Annotated in this window: 27 protein-coding genes; 18 read left to right on the top strand and 9 right to left on the bottom strand. The window is 60.9% G+C overall.

All coding sequences use genetic code 11. The annotated features are described in order from the left end of the window. Positions 1–70 precede the first annotated feature (70 nt). Entirely contained in the window at positions 71–352 is a 282-nt protein-coding gene (locus tag C4J93_RS09595; RefSeq protein WP_124366501.1) for a hypothetical protein, read from the top strand. Between the two features lie 69 nt (positions 353–421). Here C4J93_RS09595 and C4J93_RS09590 read toward each other — a convergent pair whose 3' ends face one another. The 3 genes from C4J93_RS09590 to C4J93_RS09580 form a co-directional block, all read right to left on the bottom strand. Beyond that, the gene (locus C4J93_RS09590; RefSeq protein ID WP_124429192.1) at positions 422–2230 is read right to left on the bottom strand and encodes an aminopeptidase P family protein; all 1809 of its coding nucleotides are present in this window, start codon (positions 2228–2230) and stop codon (positions 422–424) included. Between the two features lie 49 nt (positions 2231–2279). Next, positions 2280–3440: a cysteine desulfurase family protein gene (locus C4J93_RS09585; protein WP_124429191.1), complete on the bottom strand. Its 1161-nt coding sequence runs from the start codon at positions 3438–3440 to the stop codon at positions 2280–2282. Positions 3441–3673: 233 nt separating this feature from the next. Further along, entirely contained in the window at positions 3674–3943 is a 270-nt protein-coding gene (locus C4J93_RS09580; protein WP_124366498.1) for a hypothetical protein, read from the bottom strand. Positions 3944–4281: 338 nt separating this feature from the next. On the opposite strand from C4J93_RS09580, the gene C4J93_RS09575 reads away from it, so the two are divergent. Next, a complete protein-coding gene (locus tag C4J93_RS09575; RefSeq protein WP_124370233.1) occupies positions 4282–5385 on the top strand; it encodes a sigma-54-dependent Fis family transcriptional regulator in 1104 nt (367 codons plus the stop codon). Here the strand turns inward: C4J93_RS09575 and C4J93_RS09570 are convergent. Continuing rightward, positions 5374–5739, bottom strand: coding sequence for an antibiotic biosynthesis monooxygenase (locus C4J93_RS09570; RefSeq protein WP_124429190.1), 366 nt, complete (start codon positions 5737–5739; stop codon positions 5374–5376). The two genes, C4J93_RS09575 and C4J93_RS09570, sit on opposite strands and share 12 nt — an antisense overlap. 99 nt (positions 5740–5838) lie before the next feature. Here C4J93_RS09570 and soxR point away from each other — a divergent pair, with 99 nt between their 5' ends. Continuing rightward, a complete protein-coding gene (soxR, locus tag C4J93_RS09565) occupies positions 5839–6279 on the top strand; it encodes a redox-sensitive transcriptional activator SoxR (protein ID WP_124414296.1) in 441 nt (146 codons plus the stop codon). A gap of 47 nt (positions 6280–6326) precedes the next feature. On the opposite strand, the gene C4J93_RS09560 is transcribed toward soxR, so the two are convergent. The 4 genes from C4J93_RS09560 to C4J93_RS09545 are packed head-to-tail and all read right to left on the bottom strand — an operon-like array spanning position 6327 to position 10853. Further along, the gene (locus tag C4J93_RS09560) at positions 6327–7574 is read right to left on the bottom strand and encodes an MFS transporter (protein ID WP_124429189.1); all 1248 of its coding nucleotides are present in this window, start codon (positions 7572–7574) and stop codon (positions 6327–6329) included. Then, positions 7571–8296, bottom strand: coding sequence for a 2OG-Fe dioxygenase family protein (locus C4J93_RS09555; RefSeq protein WP_124429188.1), 726 nt, complete (start codon positions 8294–8296; stop codon positions 7571–7573). The genes C4J93_RS09560 and C4J93_RS09555 overlap by 4 nt, the downstream gene beginning before the upstream one ends. A gap of 4 nt (positions 8297–8300) precedes the next feature. Next, positions 8301–9668: an acetyl-CoA carboxylase biotin carboxylase subunit family protein gene (locus C4J93_RS09550; RefSeq protein WP_124429187.1), complete on the bottom strand. Its 1368-nt coding sequence runs from the start codon at positions 9666–9668 to the stop codon at positions 8301–8303. 30 nt (positions 9669–9698) lie between these two features. Beyond that, entirely contained in the window at positions 9699–10853 is a 1155-nt protein-coding gene (locus C4J93_RS09545; protein ID WP_124429186.1) for a KamA family radical SAM protein, read from the bottom strand. Between the two features lie 667 nt (positions 10854–11520). Here C4J93_RS09545 and C4J93_RS09540 point away from each other — a divergent pair. Genes C4J93_RS09540 through C4J93_RS09505 form a run of 8 tightly spaced genes read left to right on the top strand, consistent with a single transcriptional unit; the run spans position 11521 to position 17683 of the window. Beyond that, a complete protein-coding gene (locus tag C4J93_RS09540; RefSeq protein ID WP_124429185.1) occupies positions 11521–12720 on the top strand; it encodes a PepSY domain-containing protein in 1200 nt (399 codons plus the stop codon). After that, positions 12720–13256 (top strand): thiamine pyrophosphate-binding protein, encoded by a 537-nt coding sequence (locus C4J93_RS09535; protein WP_124429184.1) that lies wholly within the window; start codon positions 12720–12722, stop codon positions 13254–13256. Before C4J93_RS09540 ends, C4J93_RS09535 begins: the two co-directional genes overlap by 1 nt. 14 nt (positions 13257–13270) lie before the next feature. Next, on the top strand, positions 13271–13582 hold the full coding sequence (locus C4J93_RS09530) for a hypothetical protein (protein WP_256658985.1): 312 nt from the start codon (positions 13271–13273) through the stop codon (positions 13580–13582). Continuing rightward, on the top strand, positions 13579–14139 hold the full coding sequence (locus tag C4J93_RS09525; protein ID WP_124429183.1) for a DUF6162 family protein: 561 nt from the start codon (positions 13579–13581) through the stop codon (positions 14137–14139). The genes C4J93_RS09530 and C4J93_RS09525 overlap by 4 nt, the downstream gene beginning before the upstream one ends. Positions 14140–14158: 19 nt before the next feature. Then, a complete protein-coding gene (locus C4J93_RS09520) occupies positions 14159–15079 on the top strand; it encodes a metal ABC transporter substrate-binding protein (RefSeq protein WP_124429182.1) in 921 nt (306 codons plus the stop codon). Then, positions 15076–15819 (top strand): metal ABC transporter ATP-binding protein, encoded by a 744-nt coding sequence (locus C4J93_RS09515; RefSeq protein WP_124429181.1) that lies wholly within the window; start codon positions 15076–15078, stop codon positions 15817–15819. The genes C4J93_RS09520 and C4J93_RS09515 overlap by 4 nt, the downstream gene beginning before the upstream one ends. After that, positions 15816–16715 (top strand): metal ABC transporter permease, encoded by a 900-nt coding sequence (locus C4J93_RS09510; protein ID WP_124409453.1) that lies wholly within the window; start codon positions 15816–15818, stop codon positions 16713–16715. Before C4J93_RS09515 ends, C4J93_RS09510 begins: the two co-directional genes overlap by 4 nt. Further along, positions 16715–17683, top strand: coding sequence for a metal ABC transporter solute-binding protein, Zn/Mn family (locus tag C4J93_RS09505; protein WP_124429180.1), 969 nt, complete (start codon positions 16715–16717; stop codon positions 17681–17683). Before C4J93_RS09510 ends, C4J93_RS09505 begins: the two co-directional genes overlap by 1 nt. Before the next feature lie 2 nt (positions 17684–17685). On the opposite strand, the gene C4J93_RS09500 is transcribed toward C4J93_RS09505, so the two are convergent. Then, positions 17686–18399: a UTRA domain-containing protein gene (locus C4J93_RS09500; RefSeq protein ID WP_124362047.1), complete on the bottom strand. Its 714-nt coding sequence runs from the start codon at positions 18397–18399 to the stop codon at positions 17686–17688. A 347-nt stretch (positions 18400–18746) separates the two neighbouring features. Here C4J93_RS09500 and C4J93_RS09495 point away from each other — a divergent pair, with 347 nt between their 5' ends. From C4J93_RS09495 to C4J93_RS09465, 7 genes are all read left to right on the top strand, one after another. After that, the gene (locus tag C4J93_RS09495) at positions 18747–19823 is read left to right on the top strand and encodes an ABC transporter substrate-binding protein (protein ID WP_124366480.1); all 1077 of its coding nucleotides are present in this window, start codon (positions 18747–18749) and stop codon (positions 19821–19823) included. Positions 19824–20012: 189 nt separating this feature from the next. Beyond that, positions 20013–20819, top strand: coding sequence for an alkaline phosphatase family protein (locus tag C4J93_RS09490; protein WP_124429179.1), 807 nt, complete (start codon positions 20013–20015; stop codon positions 20817–20819). 5 nt (positions 20820–20824) lie between these two features. After that, positions 20825–21661, top strand: coding sequence for an ABC transporter permease subunit (locus C4J93_RS09485; RefSeq protein WP_164485241.1), 837 nt, complete (start codon positions 20825–20827; stop codon positions 21659–21661). Continuing rightward, the gene (locus tag C4J93_RS09480; RefSeq protein WP_124429178.1) at positions 21648–22448 is read left to right on the top strand and encodes an ABC transporter permease; all 801 of its coding nucleotides are present in this window, start codon (positions 21648–21650) and stop codon (positions 22446–22448) included. Before C4J93_RS09485 ends, C4J93_RS09480 begins: the two co-directional genes overlap by 14 nt. Next, positions 22445–23434 (top strand): ABC transporter ATP-binding protein, encoded by a 990-nt coding sequence (locus C4J93_RS09475; RefSeq protein ID WP_124370218.1) that lies wholly within the window; start codon positions 22445–22447, stop codon positions 23432–23434. Before C4J93_RS09480 ends, C4J93_RS09475 begins: the two co-directional genes overlap by 4 nt. A gap of 30 nt (positions 23435–23464) precedes the next feature. Beyond that, positions 23465–24118: an HAD family phosphatase gene (locus C4J93_RS09470; protein ID WP_124366475.1), complete on the top strand. Its 654-nt coding sequence runs from the start codon at positions 23465–23467 to the stop codon at positions 24116–24118. A gap of 365 nt (positions 24119–24483) precedes the next feature. After that, entirely contained in the window at positions 24484–26565 is a 2082-nt protein-coding gene (locus C4J93_RS09465; protein WP_177413530.1) for a carboxy terminal-processing peptidase, read from the top strand. The last annotated feature ends 105 nt before the right edge of the window (positions 26566–26670 follow it).

Here is a 26670-nt window from a genome sequence, read left to right as displayed (position 1 = left end):
GAACGCTACGCTCGAGAGCGAGTAAAGGCCGGCTTCGTTTCTTTTGCGAAGCGGCTATTTAAGGATGGGAATGAAACGAATTTTGATACTGTTGCTGGTCGTAGGCATTGCTGGCTGTGCCGCAACCACGAAAACAGAAGTGAAACGAGGCAAGAAAGGGCTGCATATCAACTGCTCGGGCCTGTCCTCCTCCTGGGATAAGTGCTACACCAGTGCGGCCGATTCCTGCGGCACCAAGGGCTATCGGGTTATCGCCAAATCCGGCGATAACGCCGAAGAACCCGGCGATTACCCCTTCGGCCTCAACCCTGCCGGCTACACCAGTCGCAGCATGATCGTCATTTGCAAGTAGACGCCTGAGTGCTGTCTTGATCGCTCGCGATCAAAACAGCACAGCGCGGAGCCCTCAGTCAGCCCGCGATCAAATCGCCGCTGTGCGCACCTGCAACCACGTGAGCGCCTCGCCACTGAGTAACGGGCTCAGGCGTTCACGCACCTGGGCGTGATAAGCGTTGAACCACTCGCGCTCATCCGCCGTGAGCAGGGAAGGCTCCAGGCAACGGGTGTCGATCGGGCACAAGGTCAGGGTTTCGAATCTGAGGAACTCACCAAATTCGGTGGTCCCCGCTTCACGGTTCAACACCAGGTTTTCGATGCGCACGCCCCAACGCCCAGGGCGGTAGGTGCCCGGCTCAATCGACGTGATCATGCCCGGCTGCATCGCCGTTTGCGGTGCAGCTGCAGCCTGGTAGGCGATCACCTGCGGGCCTTCGTGCACGTTGAGGAAATACCCTACACCGTGACCCGTACCGTGGCCGTAATCCACGCCCTCGGCCCAGATCGGCGCACGCGCGATGGCGTCCAGCAACGGCGACAGGATGCCCTTGGGGAAATGAGCGCGGGACAAGGCAATCACGCCCTTGAGCACCCGCGTGCAATCGCGTTTCTGCTCTGCACTCGGCGTACCGATGGGCACCATCCGCGTGATATCCGTGGTACCGCCCAGGTACTGGCCGCCGGAATCGATCAGCAATAAGCCATCGCCTTCGATCACGGCATGCTCTTCTGGCGTGGCGTGGTAGTGCGGCATCGCGCCATTGGCATTGAAGGCAGCAATGGTGTTGAAACTCAGCGACACATACCCCGGACGGCGGGCACGCGCTGCCGTCAGATGCTCATCGATAGTCAGTTCAGTGATGCGTTCACGTCCCAGGGCCGATTCCAGCCAGGCGAAAAATTCGCACAAGGCGGCGCCATCCTGTTCCATGGCCTGACGAATATGTTCGGCATCGGCCAGGCTTTTGCGCGACTTGGCCAGTGTGGTGGGGTTCAAGCCTTCTACCAGCGTCACGCCGGCGTCGAGATGTTCCAGTAAACCGGCCGTCACGCGCGCCGGATCAATCTGCAGGCTTGCTCCGGACGGTACGGCTCGCAGCGCATCAGCCACATCACTGTAGTCGCGCACGCTCACGCCATCGCGCTCAAGCGCAGCGCGCAACTCGGCATCGACCTTGCTCAGCGCCACGAACAAGGTGGCCTGCTGTTGATTGATCAGGGCAAAGGATACGAACACTGGGTTGAACGATACATCGCCACCGCGCAGGTTGAACAACCAGGCGATGTCATCCAGGGTCGCGATGAAATGCCAGTCAGCGCCTTTTTCTTTCAGGCTGGCGCGCAGGGCCGCGAGTTTTTCGCTGCGGCTGAGGGTAGCCTGCGGCGGCAGGTGCTGATAGATCGGCTGGTTCGGCAGCGCCGGGCGGTCGTGCCAGACGGCATTGAGCAGATCGATGTCCGTACGCAAGCGCGCGCCACGCTGCGCCAGCTTGTCACCCAGGGTGCGCGCCGAGGCCACGGCCATTACCGCGCCATCCACCGCCACAACGCCGCCTTCCGGGGTTTGTTCAGCCAGCCATTCCAGCGGTCCGGGCTGGCCCGGTTGCAGTTTCACCAGTTCGATGCCGCTGCCCTTGAGCTCCTTGTTCGCCTGTTCCCAGTAGCGGCTGTCGGCCCACACCCCGGCAAACTCCGCAGTGACGATCAGCGTCCCTACCGAACCATGGAACCCGGACAACCATTGACGGCCCTGCCAGTATCCGGGCAGGTACTCGGACAAATGCGGGTCCGCAGACGGCACCAGCAGGGCATGAATCCCCTCTCGGCTCATCAGCTCACGGGTTTGCGCCAGGCGCTGGGGAACCGTTCCATGGGTCAAAGGCTGCGTAGTCATTGTGTCTCCTGCTAACCGCTAATAATTGTTATGCACTGCGAAGGAAATGTCAGACGGCCCAGAACGCCGGTGCGCTGGCCAGTGCCGACTTGATCAGATGTACCGCTTCGTCGATATCCCGCTCGGTGGTAAACCGGCCCAGGCTCAGGCGAATGGTACGGCCGGCGCTGCGAGCGTCATGCCCGAGGGCCAGTAGCACATGGGACGGCGCGTTGCTGGCCGAATTGCATGCTGAAGTGGCCGAAAAGGCAATTCCTGCACTCAACGCAGCCGCGTTGAACTCACCTCCATTGAACGTAAGGCTAAGGGTATGGGGGATTCGCTGGGTGGGGCTGCCGTTGAGGCGCACACCCGCGATCGACGCCAATTGATCCAGCAGACGCTGACGCAAGGCCACAATCTGTGCCTTCTCCTCGGCAAAAGACGCCGCTGCCAGGGCGAACGCCGTGCCCATGCCTGCAATCTGGTGAGTGGCCAGGGTACCCGAACGCAAGCCGCCCTCATGCCCGCCACCATGAATCTGCGCCAACACCTTCTGCTGCGCACGCGGTCCTACATACAACGCGCCGATGCCCTTAGGACCGTAAAGCTTGTGGGCGGAAAACGACATCAAATCCACCGGCCACTGCGCCAGGTCGATGGCCACCTTGCCCGCCCCTTGCGCCGCGTCCACGTGAAACAACGCCCCGTGCTCACGCACCCGTGCGCCGATAGCCGGGATGTCGTTCAACGTGCCCAGCTCGTTATTGACCAGCATCAGCGACACCAGAAAGGTGTCTTCACGCAGTGCCTCACTGACCGCTTCGACACTGATCAAGCCATCGGCATCAGGCACCAGATACGTCACCGCCACACCGGCTTCCTGCAACTGCCGCGCAGTGTCGAGTGTGGCCTTGTGCTCGATCTGGCTGGTGATGATATGCCCGCCCGCCACGCCACGCGCCTGGGCTACACCCTTGAGTGCAAGGTTGTTGGACTCGGTGGCGCCGGAGGTCCAGACGATCTGCTCGGGCTGGGCGCCGACCAGTTCGGCCACCTGGTGACGCGCCTGCTCGACCGTTTGCCGGGCCGCTTGGCCGAACGCGTGGGAACTGGACGCCGGGTTACCGAAATTGGCATTGAAACCCAGACACTCAACCATCACCTGGATGACCCGCTCATCCACCGGCGTGGTGGCGGCGTAGTCGAAATACAACGGACGTTTATTCATGATGTTAAAAACTCGCAGAGCGTGTTCCCGGGAACAGTGTCGCGGGGGGCATCGAACAGAACAGAGGTCGTCAGGTTTAACTGATCAGATGCCGTTATAGAAGGACCACTTTATGAAAATGTGCGTAGGAACGCTCCTGAAATTCAGCTTAACAGGCTGAAGTCACGCCATGAAAACAAAAAACCCGAGTTTCCTTATGGGAACACTCGGGTTCTTCACCGCAACAGCGCCGCTCAACTGGGCCGATCCTTCAGGGCTACGTTGCGCTCGGCGTTCATCTCGCCCTGATGATCAAAACCAAAGGTTTTTTGTGGCTGGCCGGTCAATGCCGCCCGCTGCTGTTGATAGTCATCGAAGGACAATCCGCGGCGGCTCAGCGCTTCCAACGCCAGCTGTCTGGTTTCCTGTTCCGTGTAAGGACGCAATTCAGGCGCCGGATGGGTTGCACATCCAGCGAGGACAGCGGTGACAAGCAACAGCGAGATTGCGAGTGAACGGTTCATGGCGGTAGCCCTGCGAAGGAGGTGTCGAGTCAATGAACACAGGCTACTCCCGCACCTGCCCAGGGAAAAATCACCGTCCTCGATAGTGGCTATCAACCGTTGCGGCAGTCTCAATAGGCACAGCCATATATTCTTTTAAGATCTATAAATATGTAAATCGATTAATTTACGGAATATAAGAATCCCTCTATAAACACCGCAATGCTGCCCGCCTACGCCCCAGCGTGCAGGCCACAGCACTGCTCAAAGCCCGCTGGATTACAAATTCCACGCATTGCATGACTGGGCGCTGAACCCGCCCTGCCGATTCCCACGTTCTATTCCTAAGAGAGGTGCCCATGCAGCTGTTGACCCTCCCACCCTCGCCTGCCCTCGCGACCTCGATCCGTGCCACGGCTCAGGTGTTCGAAGACCCGAAATCCCAGGCCCTGCTCGACCATATCCAGCAAGTGGCGCCCAGCGAAGCCAGCGTGCTGATCATCGGCGAAACCGGCACTGGAAAAGAACTGGTGGCACGGCATATCCACAACCTCAGCGCGCGGCGCAACCGACCATTCGTGGCGGTGAACTGCGGGGCGTTCTCTGAATCCCTCGTAGAAGCCGAGCTGTTCGGCCACGAAAAAGGTGCCTTTACCGGCGCCCTCAGCGCCAAGGCGGGCTGGTTCGAAGAGGCGGACGGCGGCACCTTGTTCCTCGACGAAATCGGCGATCTGCCCATGGCCATTCAGGTCAAGCTGCTGCGCGTGCTGCAGGAGCGCGAAGTGGTGCGCCTGGGCTCGCGCAAGAGCATTCCGATCAACGTCCGGGTACTGGCGGCAACCAACGTGCAACTGGAAAAGGCCATCAATGCCGGGCACTTCCGCGAAGATCTCTACTACCGTCTCGACGTGGTCAGCCTGGAGCTGAGCCCCCTGCGCGAGCGTCCCGGCGATATCCTGCCGCTGACCCGACACTTCATCGAAGCCTACAGCCAACGCCTGGGCTACGGTCCGATCACCATCAGCCGTGAGGCCGAGCAAAAACTGCGCAGCTACAGTTGGCCGGGCAATATCCGCGAGCTGGAAAACGTGATTCACCATACCCTGCTGATCTGCCGCAACAGCGTGATCGAACGCGACGATCTGCGCCTGTCGAACCTGCGCATCGAGCGCCAGGACGACAGCCAGCACGGCACCGACAACAGCGCCGAAGCGTTGCTGGCGCGCGCCTTTCAAAAGCTGTTCGAGGAGCAGGCCGGCGCCCTGCACGAAAAGGTCGAGGATGCGCTGTTACGCGCCGCGTACCGCTTCAGTCATTACAACCAGGTGCACACCGCCAGCCTGCTGGGCTTGAGCCGCAACGTCACGCGCACGCGCCTGATCAAGATTGGCGAGCTGGCTGTCAACAAGCGCCGACCTGGGGAAAACCTGCAGGGCGAGCGGATGCTGCACCTATCCATTTAGGCGGCAGTGCAAGGCGTCGTCATGGCTGCGCTCAAAACTGCGCAGCACCTGGAACGAATCAAAGGTCACCGCCCTGGCCTGATGCGCCCGGATCAGCGTCCAGAGGTCTTCGCCGCCCTGCTCGAAGCGCCGGAACGCCGCCTCGCCATCCTCGCGCGATTGCCATTGCAGGCAGCTGAGCACCCGCCGCCCATCATCGCTGACCTGCACGCTCGCACTCAAAAAGCCGCCATGGTTCTCGGCCAGTCGCTCGCTCTGGAGGGTCAGGGCGGCCACCAGGGCAGACTGCTGGCGGGGATCGATCTGAAACTCGATCAATTGCGTGAAGCTGCGATTCTTCTCTGATACCTGCATGAACACTCCCCTTTCTCTGTAGGCAGAATCTTGCGATTCAGTGCCACGCAGGGTAAAACCTCTAGTTAAGTCAAGGTCAAGTGATGAATCGGAGTTTGTATGCTCGACAAGCAACTCACCGTTGGCCAGTTGGCCGCCCGTAGCGGCGTGGCCGTCACCGCCCTGCATTTCTACGAAACCAAGGGGCTGATCAAAAGCAATCGCAACGCCGGTAACCAACGGCGCTACCCGCGTGACGTGTTGCGGCGAGTGGTAGTGATCAAGATCGCCCAACGCCTGGGCATTCCGTTGGCCACCATCGGCGAGGCGCTGCAAGCATTACCTGAAGGCCGCACACCGACGGCCAAGGATTGGGCACGCCTGTCGGCACGCTGGCGGGAAGACCTGGATGAGCGGATCAACAAGCTGGTGCAACTGCGCGACAAGCTCAATGGCTGTATCGGCTGCGGGTGCTTGTCGATGGACGCCTGCCCGTTGCGCAACCAGGGTGACCAACTCGGTGAGCGTGGGCCGGGAGCGCAGTTGCTTGAACCCAGTTGAGGCGCTACCCAGGTGGGAAGGGGCTCACCCCCTCCCACCGGTCGCTATCAACGCGTGGGCGGTGTGTCCGACACGTCCGGCCGGCTTCGATAAGCCGTGCACCCCAGCCACAGGGTCATGACCACCAACGCCGTCAGCGGTAGCCCATGGAACAGCACAATCACCTGGGCCGGCGTCCACGTCAGGTAGAACGGCCCGACCACCAGCATCCCCACGCCGAAGCCCGCCATTTGAATCAGGGTCAATAAACTGAACAGCGGCAGGCGCAGGCTATCCGGTTCACTTTGCGCACGCGAGACCAACGCCACTTCAGACAGCCCGTCTCCCAACCCCGCCCACACCACCAACAGCAACGCCAGCCACAATTCGGTTTGCTGGAACGTGAGGATAAAGCCGCTGGACATCAGCGCCACGCCGAACATGAACAACCGCTCCATGCTCGGCGTGCCGCGTCCCTTCAACAGCGCACTGGCGATACGCGCCCCGATAAACTTGCCGCAGGCCCAGACCGCCAGCAGATACCCCATCACCGTTTTGGCCGTGTCCGGGGAAATGTACTGGGACAGCACCGGCCAGCCGACGTTATGCGCCGCGCTGCCAAGGGTGTCGAGCATGCTGATCAACAACATCGCGGCCAATACCGGCGCGCCGCGCAGCCCCTTGGTCAACTCGCGCCATTCGGCCGAGAGCCCGCGATGGGCGGCGACGGTAACGCTGTACAACGCACGCAGTGGCATGACCAGGCAAGCGGCGATCACATAGGTGCCGATATTCATCGCGAACACCGCCTCGAATCCCCCGGTGGCAATCAGCAACCCCGACAGCAGACTGCCGAACACCGCGCCGGTGGCGGCCGCCGAGGTGATCCAGGCGTTGGTGTTCACCCGCTGTTCAGGGGCAACCCAGGTGGGCAACTGACTGTTGAGGCCAATGGCAAACAGCGAATTGCACAGGCCGATACCAAAGGCAATGAACGGCAACAGGCTGAGTTGATGGGTGGGGATCAGCAGCAACAGCGGCGTCAGCAACAACGCTCGCGCCAGGTCCAGCCCCGCCAACGTGCCGCGCCCGGCAAAGCGCCGGAAAAACGGGATGCCAAACAGGCTGGCGACAATGCCACCGGTGACGCGGCACGCCAGGAAGATGCTGACGAACACCACGCTTTGGCTGAGCCAGTAGACATAGGTGGACAAGGCCACCAGGTTAAGAAAGGCGCCAAAGTCCGAAACGCCGCGAGCAAAAATGATCAGCCGCGCGTTGCGGGTCGACAGGTACAGCTGTTGATCGAGGCTCATGCGGGCGGCGCCTCTTCATCAGCGGGCACGCTGCGCAGGCTGACCAACAGCATATCGCGCCACGCGGGTGTCGAATCGACCTTCGGCCGTACATCCCCGGCGCGATGGTAGAGCCTGCGGTCGTTGACCACGAGGGTTTCCAGGAAGTGCTCCATGGGCACATTCAACACCCGGCTGTGCTCTGCTTCACCGGTGAACACTTCAGACACCACCGGCACGGTGTTGTGCTCGCCGATAAAGTGCATGAACACCCAATCCAGGCCATCCTGATGAATCCCCGACGTGGTGGGGCTGCTCGCTTGCGCATCCGCACGCACGCGGAACTGGTGGATGTCGATGGTGTAGCTCTGTTCGCCCAGGTGCGGCGTGATCACCGCCAGGTCGGTGGCCAGCAGCTTGCGCATCAGTGGATGCTCGATAAAGCCTTCCTCGCTATAGCTCAAGTGGTTCACCCCCTGTCGATAGTTGACGGCGTAGGTGACCGGCGACTTGAACGCGGTGCTCCTGTCGATCTGCAACTGCCGTGAAGGTGATAAACGATAGCGCAGGATCCGCCGTTCGCGATGGGTGTACGCCTTGAAGGCCTCGTCGCGCACCAGGTTGGCCCAGTAGGCCCGGAAACTTTGCTCTTCTGCGTGCTCAACATTGACCAGTTCGCCAAAGTCACGGCGATGGCAGTAATGCTGCTCGCGCAACTGCGCGCTAATTCGTGGGATGTCCATATCGCTAGCCTGCCACTGGGTTGTCGATGATAACGCGCAGATGCTGACTGACCGCGTCATGCAGCGCGTGGGCGTCGGCAGCGTCGTCGACCTTGGCCCAGCACTTGAGCAGATAGTGCTCCTCAATGTCCGCATCGATCATATGGCCCGACTCCTGCTGGGCGTACTCCAGCACCGCTGCGTTACGGTCCAGGTACTCCATACCTTCGATGCCCTCGAACCGGCCGCTGTGCTGCGGGTAAATCGCCAGCATCGCGTAATGCTGCCCAGTCTCGGCCACCTTGCGTGCACCCGCCTCCAACTGCGCAGTGACATCCTGCCCGCCCGTCAACAACGAGAGATACAGTTGGTAGGGATCGATACCGGCCAGGTCACGCAACGCCGCGTTCACATAGAGCCCGCCCACGCGTGGGTTGATCTCGATCACCACCGGCCCTTGCTCCGTCATGCGGAACTCGAAATGCACCACGGCGTTGGTCAGGCCGACCGCCTGCAGGCACGCCACGGCGTACTCGCGGATCTGCGCGCACTGGCTGTCGGTGAAGGAGGTCGGTGGGGAAATCAGCAGGTTTTCCAGGACAGTGCCACTGCGCTCGGTCAACAGCAGCTTTTCGTTGATCAGCAGCGGATGGACGCGCTCGCCGGCCACCACGCATTCCACACTGCCTTCGATACCGGGGATGTAGCCCTCCAACAACAGACTGCGCCCGGGGATGTAGTCGTGCCGTTGGCAGTCGTCTTCCGGCAGGGTGTGCACACAACCGTAGAAATCCGCATACGCGGCACCAGCGTGATCCCTGACGAACAGCGCGTAGTGGCTGCGCAGCTCGGCCCAATTGGCGCACTTCTTGATAAACGCCGAAGCCCCGCCAAACGGCGGTTTGGCGATCAGCGGGTAACCCACCCGCTCGGCATTCTGCTGGAGTTGTTGTTCGTCATTGCACAGCGCAAACGGCACGGAACGAATGGCGTGCTGTTTCAGTACCCTGCGCATCAGGAACTTGTTGTTGCACGCGGCAATTGCCTCGGGACAGCTGTGCACCAGGCCCAGGCGCCGGGACGCCCGTGCCACGATGCAGCCGACTTCGCCTTGCGCAGACGGATGACCGGCCTGGCAGAAAATTCCGCGAATCTGATACTGCTCATCGAGCCGGCCAACCAGGTCGAGGATGGCCTCCTCGTTGAGTGCGTCGAGCAGGAACACCGCATCACTATCATCCCTGAGCCGTTGCAGATGCCTGCGCCCAGTCACCCCCGCCGTCAGGCACACCAGGCCCTGGGCACGGGCAACCGCAAAATGCGGCTCTCGGTAGTTATAACGGACAGCAATACTGTCATCGACATCAATAAAAAGAATGGCGTCTTGTTTCATCACTTATACCGCCTCAGTCCATACGTTGATTCAGGCATCCTGCCAACTGCACCACTGCCCTTCCCAGTTACGGAAACGATAATGGCGCTGCCCATCGCGAACTTCGAAGTGCGGTAAATTCTCAGGTTTTTCAAAGTCCAACAGCGGCACCGTGAATTTGCCTTGCGCGTGCGGTAGAACATATTCAGGCAGGGCGATATTAGACACTCGCCGTTTGAGGCGATCCATGATCGCGATGGCCTGGCTGATCGATGCCTTATATTCCGACGCACCGGGTGAAAACGGCATGAAGTGATATAAGTAATACGGTTTTACGCCCAGACGATAAAGATCGATAAACAATTTATGCAGGGTCGCTTCTTCGTCATTGACGCCGCGTAACAACGGCATATTGGAAAAGACAATCGGCACGACGCTCTGAATGCGTTTGACCGCCACCGCAAAGTCAGGGCTGAGTTCGAGCGGATGGCACACGTGCACGCCAAAGGCATTGACCTTGTACTTTTCCAACATCGCGATCAATTCATCGGTCACGCGATACGGGTTGAAGCTCAGGGCCCGGGAGTGAATACGGATCAGCAAGTCATCACTGATCCCGCGCAGGGCGGCCAGGTACTCGTCGAGCTTGCGGTCGGCCAGCATCAACGGGTCGCCACCGCTGAGAATCACTTCCTCGATGGCCGGGTTGCTGCGGATGTACTCGACCGATTCCATGAAGGAATCCTTGCTGGCGTTGGCCTTGTCAGTGCCCACCTGCAACGTGCGCAGCGCTTCGAAGCAAAACTGGCAATAGGCATTGCAGGTATTGGTGGTGCGCAGGATGACGCGATTGTCGTACTTGTGCTGGCAGATGGGCGTCTTCATTTCATGGCCCAACTCCCAATTTTCGGAAGTGCCATCGTAATCACCCTCGACCTGCTCGCTCCAATACGGCACCACTTGCCGCCATAGCGGGTGGTCCGTGACCGCGCCGGTGGTAAGAGAACGCTTGATCAGCTCGATGTAGTAAGGCGTGATCTGCATCTTGCGCCCTTGCAGGTTGTGTTCGATATGCGCGGTGGTGTCCTCGCCCCACCCCCCACAGGCATCGCGAAGTGTCGGTTCATCACGCAACGCATTCTTCTGCTGCCAGCGCCAGTCTTGCCACTGTACTGAGCGATGAATGTCTTGATCGTAAATTGACATGAGTGCGTACTCTCTGTTCAGGCATATGAATGCGCGCTTTCCCTGGCGGGAACAGCGATATTCGCAACAATGACAATCGACTCGGGCGACGGGCCGCGATCAAAAGGGATGATTCAATCAGCCGCGCGGGGACGGTATAAGTTTATTATTCCAGGGTGCGGATGAACGACTGATACGGCCATGTAATAAACTTCCTTTTTAGCGTTATTTGACTTCCAAGCCGACACCTACTTAAGCGGAAGGTCTCTACGCCGTCAATACAATATCTTTGCTTTTTTTCCGACTTATACCAGCCCTGCGCTCATCTGCCTGTAAACAGGGGTATCTCATGGTTAAAATGGGTTAATTTAAAATCTAAATAATACTGACAAATAATCCTCCGGTGTTTGCCGGTGCATTTTTATACTTATGCAACTACGTACTCCAGCGAATTCAACTTAGCCTTCAGTTTGCGCTTCGCATGCCCTATGAACCTCGGCGCCATCACCGAAGACCATCGCCCGCGCATACGACGCCGTTGGGTCCTTGAAACATTTTCTTTCATTTCCCCCTTGGGGATTTCTCATTCTCATCCGTCTTAACTTAGATACAGCCCGTCGCGTCAGCAAAAGCTACGACTGGCCTTTTCCGGGCTTCCATCGCCCCTCCGATCAAGACCCTCATTCACATGTCGAAGAAGTCACGCTCAAAACTCTGGTTTCTCGTACACAGCTGGCTGGCGCTGCCCATCTGGTTCTTTGTACTGATCGTCTGCGTCACCGGCACCCTGGCGGTGGTCAGCCAGGAAATCGTCTGGCTGGCCAACCCGGACATCCGCGCGACCAAGCCGTCGGATGATGCCCAGCCGCTGAGCTTCGACCAGGTAATCGCCGCCATCAAGCGCGACGAGCCCCAGGTCATCGTGCGCTCGATTATCCGCCCCGACGAATCACACTTCGCGTTGACCGTCGGCCTCAGCTACCCGGACGGGCGTTCCGTCGAGGCCTATGCCAACCCCTACACGGGCGCCATCCAGGGCATCAGCCCATCGTTCGACTTCAAGCAATTTACCCGTGCCCTGCACGGCTGGTGGCTGGTGCCGTTCACCAATGGCTACAGCTGGGGTTGGTACCTGGTGTCGCTGCTCGGCCTGCCCTTGCTGGCCTCATTGGTCACCGGGCTTGTGGTGTACAAGCGTTTCTGGAAAGGCTTTTTGCGCCCGACCCTGCGCATCCGCCACGGCGCGCGCATCTTCTGGGGTGACTTTCACCGCCTGAGCGGTATCTGGTCGATCTGGTTCATCGCCGTCATTTCCATTACCGGCACCTGGTTCCTGATCGAGGCGACCCTGGCCGACAATCAGATTTCCATTTCCAGCGAGCCCATCGTGCCGGTGATTGCCCGGGAGAAGGTGCCGCTGTCCGCCCCCGGCGTGCCTGCCCCGATGATTGCCCTGGACGAAGCGATCAAGATCGCCACCCAGCGCATTCCTGGGCTGGAAGCCACGTTTGCCTTCCTGCCGCTCAATGCCTACAGCCACCTGCAGATCGGCGGGCGCGGCTGGTACCCGCTGATGTTCCAGACCGCGCAACTGAACCCCTACAGCGGTGAAATCGCGGTCTCGCACCTGCTGTCCGACCGCACCACGCTGGAGTTCGTCACCGAGTCCATGCGCCCGCTGCACACCGGTGACTTCGGTGGCCTGTGGATCAAGCTGATCTGGGCCTTCTTCGGCCTGGTGCTGAGCATGATGGTGCTGAGCGGCTTGCTGATCTGGACCAAGCGCACCGCCCTGGCCACCCTCCACGCCCTCAAACGCGAGGCCAAGACCCAGCGCCCGCCTGTGCCCATCCCTGCCCTGCAGGCTGAAACCTCGGAGACGCACTGATGAGCAAGGTCGCGACCAAACCCTCTTCACCCCTGCGCGCCGGGTGGCTGAAGTGGCGTTTTCATATAAACATCCTGCTGTTGCTGGTGCCGCTGGGGTTCATGCCCAAGTATTTTGCCGATGCCGCGCTGTTTCGCGGCGATGCCGGCATCGGCGAGCGGGTCGTCGGGGACGTTCAAGTCGGCCCCTGGAGCCTGGCCCTCGCGGAATTTCGCAACGAAGGCCCGCGCCCGGACCCGGCCGGCCCGATGAAAACCTTTAACGCCGCCCTGTGCGCCACCTGCGCCGAGCAGGTCAAGGCCACTTACCTGCGCATCGGCAAACCGCGCAGCCTGCGGGCGGCCGGGGTGATCTTCTTTGGCACGCCCTACCGCATGGGCGCCGTCCTGCCGGTGCCGGAGCGCACGCCGGTCGACGCTGAACTGTGGGTCACCATGGAAGGCTGGGACGGCAGCATGCACCAGGGTTCCATTCCACTGAGCCAGGCCTCGCCCGCCACTGTTGCCTGGCTGAACAAGCAAGGAGTCAAACCATGATGTTCAAGCGCCTGATGCGCGCCGCTGGCGTGCTAGTGCTGAGCGCCGGCTTCACTGACGTGGCCTTCGCCCACAACCCGATGTGCGAATGCAAGGAAATCCCCGGCGAGCAGATCCAGTGCAAAGGGGGGTTCTCCGATGGCAGCGGCGCTCCGGGCGTGACCCTGGATGTGATCGGCTACGACGAGACCATCCTGGTGCCGGGCAAGCTCGGTGAGGATTCGACCCTGACCTTCAAGAAACCCGCGGCCGAGTTCTATGTGCTGTTCGATGCCGGCCCCGGTCACGTGGTGGAAATCGACCAAGCGGACATCCAGGCGCCATGAGTACCGTACAAGTAGTGCGCCCGGCCGGCGCGGGTCATGAAACCCTTTACGTGCTGTTGCTGTGCCTGATCATCCTGGCGGTGTCGGGAACGGTGGTGGCCTTGCACAGCGAGACCCAGGAGCTCGCAGCGGTGCCAAGCCACCAACTGGATGCGCGACGCGACCTGAGCGCCGCCGAACAGGGCATCTACGCCGACCTGCGGGTGACCCTGGATGAAATCCACTTGCTGCAGCAGGAGCAAAACGCCCTGCCGACACCGGACCAGTTGGCCCAGGAGGGCTTTGCGCCGTTTGCCCAGGACGCCAGTTCCGTCAGCCGTGGCGATCATCGCTGGCAGCTGCTCGCCCCCTCGGCTTACCTGGGCTTGAGCCAGGCACCGGGCACCAGCGGTTCGCTGTTGATGCGCGTGCAGGGCACCGAGCCGGATATCTGGCTCAACCGTGGCAACGACCTGGCTGCCCCCTCCGACCTCACTGACCAGGCGCTGATTGCTGCCGGCTGGCGGCAAGTGGTCGCGCAATTCGATGCTGGCGTGACCCGCCAGCACCGCCACTGAACGAGAAGACCGATTGCCCATGTCCATTTCATCTCCCCTGTTGCGCCTGTTGCTGGTTGGCCTGTTCAGCCTGGTGCTCGCGCCCCTGGCGAACGCCGAGGTGGGTAAACGCCTGCGCATCGGCATCACCTTGCATCCTTACTACAGCTACGTGGCCAACATCGTCGGCGACAAGGCCGAGGTGGTGCCACTGATTCCGGCGGGGTTCAACCCCCATGCCTACGAACCGCGCGCCGAAGACATCAAGCGCATCGGCACCCTGGACGTGATCGTGCTCAATGGCGTGGGGCATGATGACTTCGCCGACCGCATGATCGCCACCAGCGAGCGCCCGGACATCCCGGTGATAGAAGCCAACGCCAACGTGCCCTTGCTGGCCGCCACCGGCAATGCCGCGCGCGGTGCGGGCAAGGTGGTCAACCCGCACACGTTCCTGTCGATCAGTGCGTCGATTGCCCAGGTCAACAACATCGCCCGCGAGCTGGGCAAGCTCGACCCGGACAACGCCAAGACCTACACCCAGAACGCCCGCGCCTACGGCAAACGCCTGCGCCAGATGCGCGCCGACGCCCTGGCCAAGCTGACCAGCGCGCCCAACCCGGACCTGCGCGTGGCCACGGTGCACGCGGCCTATGACTACCTGCTGCGCGAGTTCGGCCTGGAAGTCACCGCCGTGGTCGAACCGGCCCACGGCATCGAGCCCAGCCCCAGCCAGTTGAAGAAAACCATCGATGAACTGCGCGCCCTGGACGTGAAAGTGATTTTCTCGGAAATGGATTTCCCGTCTTCCTATGTCGACACAATCCAACGGGAGTCCGGGGTCAAGCTGTATCCGCTGTCGCATATTTCCTACGGCGAATACAGCGCGCAAAAGTATGAGGTGGAAATGACCGGCAACCTCAACACCGTGGTTCGCGCGATCCAGGAGTCGGGAACATGACGGCGGCGCAACCGCTGAACCTGGCCTGTGGCCCGACCCTCGATTTTAACCAGGTGTCGCTGACCCTGGGCCGCACCGTGATTCTCGATGAGGTGAGCTTTCAGGTACGGCCCGGCAGCATTCACGCGTTGGTCGGCCCGAATGGCGGCGGCAAAAGCTCGCTGATCAAGACCCTGCTCGGGCAAACGCCGCACCAAGGCCGCTTGAGCCTGGAGTGGCCGGGCACCCCTGGCACCATTGGATATGTGCCCCAGGCTTTGGAATTCGATCGGGGTTTGCCGATGACCGTGGATGATTTCATGGCCGCCATGTGCCAGCGGCGACCGGCGTTTCTCGGCCTGTCCAGGCACTACGCCGGTGCGATTGGCGAGGCGCTGGAACGGGTCGGCATGCAGGACAAGCGCAAGCGGCGCATGGGCGCCTTGTCCGGCGGTGAGCGCCAGCGGGTATTGCTGGCTCAGGGGCTGATTCCGGCGCCGCAATTGCTGGTGCTGGATGAACCGATGTCGGCCCTCGATGAGGCTGGTATCCAGGTGTTCGAGCGGCTGTTGAATGACTGGCGACTGGCCGGGATTACCGTGCTGTGGATCGAGCACGACCTGGAGGCAGTCGGGCGCCTGGCCGACCGCGTGACCGGCTTGAACCGCCGCGTACTGTTCGACGCCATGCCGAAACAGGCGCTCACCCCCGATCGCCTGCTGACCCTGTTCTCCACCCACCCTCGGAGCCTGGCGCAATGAGTTATGAAGCGTTTCGCCTGATGGTCCAGGGCTGGGCCTCTGCCGGTTATCTGCCCGAGGCACTGGCCTACGGCTTTGTGGTCAACGCCCTGCTCGCCGGTCTGCTGATCGGCCCGGTGCTGGGCGGCCTGGGCACGCTGGTGGTGGTCAAGCGCTTTGCGTTTTTCTCCGAAGCGGTCGGGCATGCCGCGCTGACCGGCGTGGCCGTGGGCATTCTGCTCGGGGAACCCTATACCGGGCCCTATGGCAGCCTGTTCGGCTACTGCCTGCTGTTCGGCATCCTGCTCAACTACCTGCGCAACCGTACCGGCCTGGCGCCGGATACGCTGATCGGCGTGTTCCTGTCGGTGTCCCTGGCGCTGGGCGCAAGCCTGCTGCTGATCCTGGCCGGCAAGATCAATGTGCACATCCTGGAAAACGTGCTGTTCGGTTCGGTGCTGACGGTCAATGGCAACGACCTGCTGGTGCTGGCGGTCGTCGGTTCGCTGGTGATGGCCCTGGCGTTGCCGCTGTACAACCGCATCATGCTCGCCAGCTTCAACCCGCAATTGGCGGCGGTGCGCGGAGTGGCGGTGAAGACCTTGGACTATCTGTTCGTGATTCTGGTGACGCTGATCACCGTCGCGGCGGTCAAGGTGATCGGCGCCATCCTGGTCGGTGCCCTGCTGGTGATCCCGGCGGCGGCGGCGCGGCTGCTGAGCCAGTCGCTTAAAGGTTTCTTCTGGGTGTCGGTGGCGATTGCGACCGCCAGCACCCTGTGCGGCATCCTGCTGCCAATCATCTTCGACCTGCCGGTGCCGTCCGGCGCCGCAATCATCCTGGTCGCCGGTATCGCCTTCGCCCTCGCCGCGATCGCGCGCGGTACGGTGCCCAGCCTCAAAGGGAATCTTGGATAATGCGCCCTGACTTTCGCCCACTGGCCCTGGCCATGACTTGCCTGATCAGCACCTCGGCGTTCGCCGTCGTGGATGGCTTTCAAACCAGGGACTTCGTCGCCAACCATGGCCTTGGCCATGCCGTGCTGACCAAGCCCAACACAGTAAAACCGGTCAAGGTGCTGGCCTCGTTGCCGATCACCTACGGCCTTGCCGACGTGCTGCTTAAAGGCACCGCTGTGCAGCTCGAACGCGCCGCCCCCTCCAACCTGCCCGGTTCGCGGCAAGTGTCGTACTTCACCGGGCGCGGTGCGCCAGCGCTGAGCCAACTGGCCCAGGATGCCGATGCCGCCATCGGTCTGCGCTCGCTGTGGGCGGACGACCCGCTCTACCCCGTGGCGCGGCGCAGCAATATCCGCATTGTCGAAGTCGACGCCGCGCGCCCGGTGGATGGCGGCTTACCGGGCATCGCCGTGCAGCCGGGCGTCAGCGATGGCTTGAACAGCCAACCGTGGCAGTCGGGCAACAACATGGGGCGCATGGCCGATGTATTGGCGGCCGACCTGAGCCGCCTGGCGCCGGGCGCCAAACCGCAGATCGACGCGAACCTGGCCGCGCTCAAGCAGCGCCTGCTCGAGCTCGCCGCCGACAGCGAGGCGCGCCTGGCCCAGGCCGATAACCTGAGTGTGGTCAGCTTGAGCGATCACTTTGCCTATCTGGTCAGCAGCCTGAACCTGGAACTGGTCAGTACCGATGCACGACCGGATGCGGACTGGACGCCTGAAGCGCTGCAACAGCTCAGTGCGCAGTTGAAAACCAATGATGTGGCGACGGTGCTGCACCACCGCCAGCCGAGTGAGGCGGTGAAAACGGCGGTCACGGCTGGCGGCGCCACCCTGCTGGTGTTGAATGTGGACGGTGCCGACCCGGTGACGGAGCTGGAAACCAATGTGGATCAGGTGATCAAGGCACTCACACCCTCGCCATAGCCTCAAACCACGTCCACACCCACATGAATCGCATCATGCCGCCAGAACTCAAGGTCGCAGTCGATCAAGCGCTGGTGCTGGTCATAGTTGACCCGGGCGATCCGCAAGCCCGGGCTGCCCACCGATACGCGCAACGCAGCGGCGGCCTCCACCGGCAGTGAGGTCGGTACGATCTCGAAACGCACCCGTCCATAGTGCAAGTCGTACTTGCGCGCATACAGTTCGGTCATCGACTGATTCAGGTCGCACGCCAGGATCCCAGGAAAATACTGCGGGTTCAGGTAGTGCTCGACGTACAGCACCAGCCGCCCATCGATCCGCCGCCCCCGGCAGATCTGAATCACGCTGGACAGCGCCGGCAACTGTAACCAGGCGCACACCGCAGCCGATGCCGGTTGCAGGCGCGCAGAAATCACCTGGGTCGATGCCACCCGGCCCTGGTCGTTGACCATCGCGTGAAAGTGGCTGCGCTGCATCAGGTTGTAGGCCAACCGAGGCGGCGAGACGAACCAGCCTCGGCGCTCCTCGCGATAGATCTGCCCTTGGGCTTCAAGCTGTAACAAGGCTTCCCGCACGGTAATGCGAGTGGTACCAAACAACTCGCTGAGCTTGCGCTCGGCGGGCAGTTTGCTGGCGGGCGGCAACAGGCCGTGGTCGATCTGCTCCTGCAGTGCCAGCCCGATGGAGGTTACCGCTTTGATTGCCTCGTCACGCATTAACGTTACCTATCTGGACTAGACCAGCACCATTCAAGTGCACATAAAGCTGCATAAACGTCCCACCTCAATGTTGCGCCAGCCTAGGCATTGCAGATGACCGACAGATGACAGCCGCATCCCCCGCGTGCATCACACCCTGCAATACATCGGCCAAGTCCAGGCGCTACGGGCACTTGGGCATGGTCTACGCTAATTCTGCGCCGAACGACATCAGCGCCTCAAAAACGACATCGACATGAAACTGTCATCCATCGCGTCTAGATTGGCTCAGGTATTGCTCTGACCTAGACCAACCACACCGCCTGCATAAAACGCCGCGTTGAAAACGCCCAAAGGAGCTTCGGATGAAACAGCTTTTCCTGGCATCACTGTTAGGCTCGACCATTGCCATGTGCACCGCAGCCATGGCCGCTGATACCGATCTAAAAACCCTGGAAGCCGCCGCCAAGTCCGAGGGCGCCGTGAACAGCGTCGGCATGCCCGATGACTGGGCCAACTGGAAAGGGACTTGGGAAGACCTGGCCAAGACCTATGGCCTCAAGCACATCGACACCGACATGAGTTCGGCCCAGGAAATCGCCAAGTTCAAAGCCGAAAAAGACAATGCCAGCGCTGATATCGGCGACGTGGGCGCGGCCTTCGGCCCCATCGCGGTGAAGCAGGAAGTGACCCAGCCTTACAAACCGTCCACCTGGGCCCAGGTGCCGGATTGGGCGAAAGACAAGGACGGCCACTGGGCGCTGGCCTACACCGGCACCATCGCGTTTATCGTCAACAAGAAGCTGCTGCACGGCTCCGAAGTGCCCACCAGCTGGGCCGACCTGCAAACCGGCAAGTACAAGGTCTCGGTGGGTGACGTAAGCACCGCAGCCCAGGCTTCCAACGCTGTGCTGGCAGCCGCCATCGCCAATAAAGGCGACGAGAAAAACATCGCGCCGGGCCTGCAATTTTTCACCAAGATCGCCCAGCAAGGTCGCCTCTCGCTGTCCAACCCGACCATCGCCACCATGGAAAAAGGCGAAGTCGAAGTGGGTATCGTCTGGGACTTCAACGGCCTGAGCTATAAAGCCAAGATGGCCAACCCGGATGACTACGTGGTGCTGATCCCGTCGGATGGCTCAGTGAAATCCGGCTACACCACCATCATCAACAAGTACGCCAAACACCCGAACGCCGCCAAGCTGACGCGCGAATACATTTTCAGCGATGCCGGCCAGATCAACCTGGCCAAAGGCAATGCACGCCCGATCCGCGCCGAAACCGACCTGAAACTGCCGGCTGACATCGCCAAGAACCTGATCCCGGGTGAGCAGTACACCAAGGCCAACCCGCAGCCGATCAAGGATGCCGATGCCTGGGAAGCCACGTCCAAAAAGCTGCCGCAGCTGTGGAACGAGCAGGTCATCGTAGAGATGAAGTAAGCCTGTCGCCCACATTGGAAATCCACTGGAGATCCAATGTGGGAGGGGGCTTGCTCCCGATAGCAGTGTGTCATTCAACAGATTCATTGGCTGATCCACTGCTATCGGGGGCAAGCCCCCTCCCACACTTTTGACCTCGTTCCTCCAGGGAAATTGAGTCAAGTCTATTGCTGCGGAGCGCTCTCCCCCATGAAGCACCCTGTCATCCTTGTCGTGCTCGACGGCCTGAACTTCGCGGTTGCACGGCACGCCATGGGGCATTTGCAGGCCTATGTCGGCGCAGGACGCGCAGCCCTCTACACACTGGAATGTGAACTGCCTGCCCTGTCCCGCCCGCTGTATGAATGCATCCTGACCGGCGTTGCGCCGATCCTGAGCGGCATCGTCCACAACAGCGTCTCGCGCCTGTCCAACCAGCGCAGCATTTTTCATTACGCCCGCGATGCCGGCTTGACCACCGCAGCGGCGGCTTACCACTGGGTGAGCGAACTGTATAACCGCAGCCCCTTTCTCGCCGCCCGTGATCGTCATACCGACGATCAGGCGCTGGCGATCCAGCATGGGCATTTCTACTGGAATGACCACTACCCGGACTCCCACCTGCTGGCCGACGCCGAAAGCCTGCGCCTTGCGCACGCGCCGGACTTTCTGCTGGTGCACTCGATGAACATCGACGACGCCGGCCACAAGCACGGCCTCGACAGCGCGCAGTACCGCAACAGCGCACGCTCGGCCGACATCATTCTCGCCGACTACCTGCAGGGCTGGCTCGACGCCGGTTACCAAGTGCTGGTCACCGCCGACCACGGCATGAACAACGACCGCTCCCACAACGGCCTGCTGCCGGAAGAGCGCGAAGTGCCACTGTTTGTGCTGGGCGACGCCTTCAGCCTGGATGCCAACGCCGCGCCGAAACAGACCGAGCTGTGCGGTACCGTCTGCGAGTTGCTCGGCGTGCACCACGACAAGCCTGTCTGCCGGGAGTTGCTCAAGTGAATGCCATGAATCGCGGCAAATGGCTGGCCTTGCTGTGCCTGGTGCCCTTCGCGCTGTTCTTTATCGTGTTCGAAATCGCGCCGTTGGCCTGGGTGCTGATCAACAGCCTGCAAACCGAAGACAGCGGTTGGAGCCTGGAAAACTTCACGCGTATCTTCAGCTCGAAGTTCTACCTGCAGGCGATCCAGTTCAGCCTCGAGATCAGTTTCTACTCCAGCGTCTTCGGCATCATCATCGCCACCCTGGGCAGTTACTCCCTGCGCCGGGTCGATTCGCCGCTGCGCAACTTCGTCACCGCCTTCGCCAACATGACCAGCAACTTTGCCGGCGTGCCCCTGGCCTTCGCGTTCATCATCCTGCTGGGGTTCAACGGCAGCATCACCATCATGCTCAAGCAGGCGGGGATCATTGAGGACTTCAACCTGTACTCGAAAACCGGCTTGATCATCCTCTATACGTATTTCCAGATTCCCCTCGGCGTGCTGCTGCTGTACCCGGCCTTCGATGCATTGCGCGAAGACTGGCGTGAGTCGGCCGCCCTGCTCGGCGCTAATGGCTGGCACTTCTGGCGGCATATCGGCTTGCCGGTCCTGACGCCTGCGCTGCTCGGCACCTTCGTGATTCTGCTGGCCAACGCCCTGGGTGCCTACGCCACCGTGTACGCCCTCACCACCGGCAACTTCAACGTGCTGCCGATCCGCATCGCGGGGCTGGTTTCCGGCGACGTGTCGCTGGACCCGAACCTGGCCAGTGCCCTGGCCGTGGTGCTGGTGGCGCTGATGACCGTGGTCACGGTGGTCCATCAACTGCTGCTCAAGAGGAGCTACCATGTCTCGCGCTGAAGCCGGCCCGGCGTCGCTCTACCACCGGGTGGTGGTGTCCATACTGTTCCTGATCCTGGTGCTGCCGCTGGTGGGCACCTTTGTCTATTCAATCTCCAGCAGCTGGTCGGCCACCATCCTGCCCGCCGGTTTCAGTTTGAAATGGTACACGCAGCTATGGAGCGACCCGCGCTTCCTGATGGCTTTCGCGCAATCGTTGCTGGTGTGCGTGGGCGCGCTGGTCCTCTCGGTGGTGCTGATCCTGCCGCTGCTGTTCGTGGTGCATTACCACTTCCCCAAGCTGGATGCGCTGATGAACATCCTGATCCTGCTGCCGTTCGCCGTGCCACCGGTGGTGTCGTCGGTGGGCCTGCTGCAGTTGTACGGTTCCGGCCCCTTGGCGATGGTGGGCACCCCGTGGATTTTGATCGGCTGCTATTTCACCGTGGCATTGCCTTTCATGTACCGCGCGATCACCAATAACCTGCAGGCGATCAACCTGCGCGACTTGATGGACGCGTCCCAACTGCTCGGCGCCAGCACCTGGCAAGCCGCGATCTTCGTGGTTCTGCCCAATCTGCGCAAAGGCCTGATGGTGGCACTGCTGCTGTCGTTCTCCTTCCTGTTCGGTGAGTTCGTGTTCGCCAACATCCTGGTCGGCACCCGCTATGAAACCCTGCAGGTGTACCTGAACAACATGCGCAACAGCAGCGGCCACTTCACCAGCGCCGTCGTGATCTCCTACTTCTTCTTTGTGCTGGTGCTGACCTGGGCCGCCAATATCTTGAACAAGGACAAAAGCCAATGAGCTTCGTCAGCGTCCAACACCTGCAAAAAGGCTATGCCGGCACGCCGGTATTCAGTGATATCAACTGCGAAATCGCCAAGGGCGAGTTCGTCACCCTGCTCGGCCCGTCCGGTTGCGGCAAGTCGACCCTGCTGCGCTGCATCGCCGGGCTGACCTCGGTGGACAGTGGGAAAATCCTGCTGGACGGCCAGGACATCGTCCCGCTGAGCCCGCAGAAACGCCACATCGGCATGGTGTTCCAGAGCTATGCGCTGTTCCCCAACATGACCGTGGAGCAGAACGTTGCCTTCGGCCTGCGCATGCAGAAGGTCAACGCCGACGAGAGTCACAAGCGGGTGCAGGATGTACTGCAATTGGTGGAGCTCAAGGACCTGGCCGGCCGTTACCCGCACCAGATGTCCGGCGGCCAATGCCAGCGCGTCGCCCTCGCCCGTTCCCTGGTGACCCGCCCGCGCCTGTTGCTGCTGGATGAACCGCTGTCGGCGCTGGATGCCCGGATTCGCAAACACCTGCGCGAGCAGATCCGCCAGATCCAGCGCGAATTGGGGCTGACCACCATCTTCGTCACCCACGACCAGGAAGAAGCCCTGACCATGTCGGACCGCATCTTCCTGATGAACCAGGGCAAGATCGTGCAGAGCGGCGATGCCGAGACCCTCTACACCGCGCCGGTGGATGTCTTCGCAGCCGGTTTTATCGGCAACTACAACCTATTGGATGCCGACAAGGCCAGCCAACTGCTGCAACGTCCGATCAGCGGGCGCATCGCGATCCGCCCCGAAGCCATCGAACTGAGCCGCAGCGGCGAACTCGATGCGCTGGTGCGCAGCCACAGCCTGCTGGGCAACGTGATTCGCTACCGCATCGAAGCGCGTGGCGTGGAGTTGGTGGTGGATGTGCTCAACCGCAGCGCCGATGATCTGCATCCGGACGGCCAGCGCCTGGCACTTTCCATCGACCCCAGCGCCCTATGTGAAGTAGCCTGACGGGCGACGATTGACTGAGAGAGCAGACGGATGGCATTGGTAATTTTTGATCTGGACGACACCCTGATCCACGGCGACTGCGCCACGTTATGGAGCGCACAGATGGGCCGCCTGGGCTGGGTCGACCCTGAATCCTTCATGCGCAGGAACGACGAACTGATGGCGGCCTACAGCCGGGGCGAGTTGCGCATGGAAGATTTCATGGATTTCAGCCTGGAGCCGATGATCGGCCGCACCCCGGAAGAAATCGAACACTTGGTGGAACCCTGGGTCGAGGACGTGATCGAGCCGCTGATCTACAGCGACGCGACAAAGACCATCGCCCGGCACCGCGCCAATGGCGACCGGATCCTGGTGATTTCCGCCTCGGGTACGCACCTGGTCACACCGATTGCGGCGCGCATCGGTATCGACGAAGTGCTCGGCATCGAGCTGGATGTCAGCCATGGCGTGTACAGCGGCGGTACGGTAGGCGTACTGACTTACCGCGAAGGCAAGATCACACGGCTGCTGGCGTGGTTGGAGCAGGAAGGTGAAAACCTGGAGGGCGCGTATTTCTATTCGGATTCGCGCAATGACCTGCCGTTATTGCTCAAGGTGGACCATCCGCAGGTGGTCAACCCGGACCCGGTACTGCGCGAACACGCAGAAAATGCCGGCTGGCCGATCCACCATTGGGTCTGAGCCAACCGGGGTCCCATGTGGGAGGGGGCTTGCCCCCGATGGCGGTGTATCAGATGAAACATTCTTCACTGACACACCGCCATCGGGAGCAAGCCCCCTCCCACTCTGAAATTCAACGCGATGAGAGTTCGCTGCCACCTCACAAATGCGAACTTGGCCTACATCGCACGTAGGAGCGAGCTATTCCACCGCTCGACATGACCCTCAACGCCTTGCAATGCTTTCACAGTGCCTCCATAGTGAGTCCGGACTGAGCCCGTAGCAGTAGCGCCGGGCTTTTTGCATTATGCGACCGGACCATATGGAACCGGCTCCCTCAAAGACGGCCTAATATGCGTTATCAATTGCCCCCGCGTCGAATCAGCATGAAGCATCTGTTCCCCAGCACCGCCCTCGCTCTTTTCATTGGTCTCGGCTTCGCGTCGATGTCGACCAATACGTTCGCAGCCAATAGCTGGGACAACCTTCAGCCTGATCGCGATGAGGTGATTGCCAGCCTTAACGTCGTCGAGTTGCTCAAGCGCCATCACTACAGCAAGCCGCCGCTGGACGACGCGCGCTCGGTGATCATCTACGACAGCTACCTCAAGCTGCTGGATCCGTCGCGCAGCTACTTCCTGGCCAGTGATATCACTGAGTTCGACAAATGGAAGACCCAGTTCGACGATTTGCTCAAGAGCGGCGACCTGCAGCCTGGTTTCACTATCTACAAGCGTTACCTCGACCGCGTCAAAGCGCGCCTGGACTTCGCCTTGGGTGAGCTGAACAAAGGCATCGACAAGCTCGACTTCACCGAGAAGGAATCCCTTCTGGTGGATCGCAAGGACGCCCCTTGGCTGACCAGCACCGCCGCACTCGACGACCTGTGGCGCAAACGCGTCAAGGACGAGGTGCTGCGCCTGAAGATCGCTGGCAAAGAGCCCAAGGCCATCCAGGAACTGTTGACCAAGCGCTACAAGAATCAACTGGCGCGCCTGGACCAGACCCGTGCCGAAGACATCTTCCAGGCTTACATCAACACTTTCGCGATGTCCTACGACCCGCACACCAATTATCTGTCGCCAGATAACGCGGAAAATTTCGATATCAACATGAGTCTGTCCCTGGAAGGCATCGGTGCCGTCCTGCAAAGCGACAATGACCAGGTCAAGATCGTGCGCCTGGTACCGGCGGGGCCGGCGGACAAGACCAAGCAGGTCGCCCCGGCCGACAAGATCATCGGTGTGGCCCAGGCCGACAAAGAGATGGTCGATGTGGTCGGCTGGCGCCTGGACGAAGTGGTCAAGCTGATCCGCGGGCCCAAAGGCAGCGTGGTGCGCCTGGAAGTGATTCCACACACCAATGCACCGAACGACCAGACCAGCAAGATCGTGTCGATCACCCGTGAAGCGGTGAAGCTCGAAGACCAGGCCGTGCAGAAGAAAGTCCTCAACCTCAAGCAGGATGGCAAGGACTACAAGCTGGGCGTGATTGAAATCCCGGCCTTCTACCTGGACTTCAAGGCCTTCCGCGCCGGTGACCCGGACTACAAGTCCACCACCCGCGACGTGAAGAAAATCCTCACGGAACTGCAGAAGGAAAAAGTCGACGGCGTGGTCATCGACCTGCGCAACAACGGCGGCGGTTCCCTGCAGGAAGCCACCGAGCTGACCAGCCTGTTCATCGACAAGGGCCCGACCGTGTTGGTGCGCAACGCTGACGGCCGTGTCGACGTGCTGGAAGACGAGAACCCGGGCGCCTTCTACAAAGGGCCGATGGCATTGCTGGTCAACCGTCTCTCGGCTTCGGCTTCGGAGATTTTCGCCGGCGCCATGCAGGACTACCACCGCGCGCTGATCATCGGTGGCCAGACCTTCGGCAAAGGCACCGTGCAGACCATCCAGCCGCTGAACCATGGCGAGCTCAAGCTGACGCTGGCCAAGTTCTACCGGGTTTCCGGGCAGAGCACCCAGCATCAGGGCGTACTACCGGACATCGACTTCCCGTCGATCATCGACACCAAGGAAATCGGCGAGAGCGCCCTGCCCGAAGCCATGCCGTGGGACACCATCCGTCCTGCGATCAAGCCGGCGTCGGACCCGTTCAAACCGTTCCTGACCCAGCTCAAAGCTGACCACGACACGCGCTCCGCCAAGGACGCCGAGTTCGTCTTCATCCGCGACAAGCTGGCCCTGGCCAAGAAGTTGATGGAAGAGAAAACCGTCAGCCTCAACGAGGCGGATCGTCGCAAGCAGCACGCCGACATTGAAAATCAACAGCTTGTCCTGGAAAACGTGCGCCGCAAGGCCAAGGGCGAAGAGCCGCTCAAAGAGCTGAAGAAAGAAGATGAAGATGCACTGCCCACCGAGGCAGATAAAACCAAGCCGGAAGACGACGCCTATCTGGCCGAGACCGGTCGCATCCTGCTGGACTACCTGAAAATCACCAAGCAGGTGGCCAAGCAGTAAATGATGGCAATTTAATGTGATCGCTCCTCGGAGTGTCATCATATAGACATCATTCTGTCGTGAAATAAAGGACCGCAGGCTTCACGCCTGCGGTCCTTTTTTTTC

It is taken from the genome of Pseudomonas sp. R2-37-08W (assembly GCF_003851705.1).
Taxonomy (GTDB): domain Bacteria; phylum Pseudomonadota; class Gammaproteobacteria; order Pseudomonadales; family Pseudomonadaceae; genus Aquipseudomonas.
Note: the sequence above shows the minus strand (reverse complement) of the source record. Positions and strands in the feature narration are given on the sequence as shown.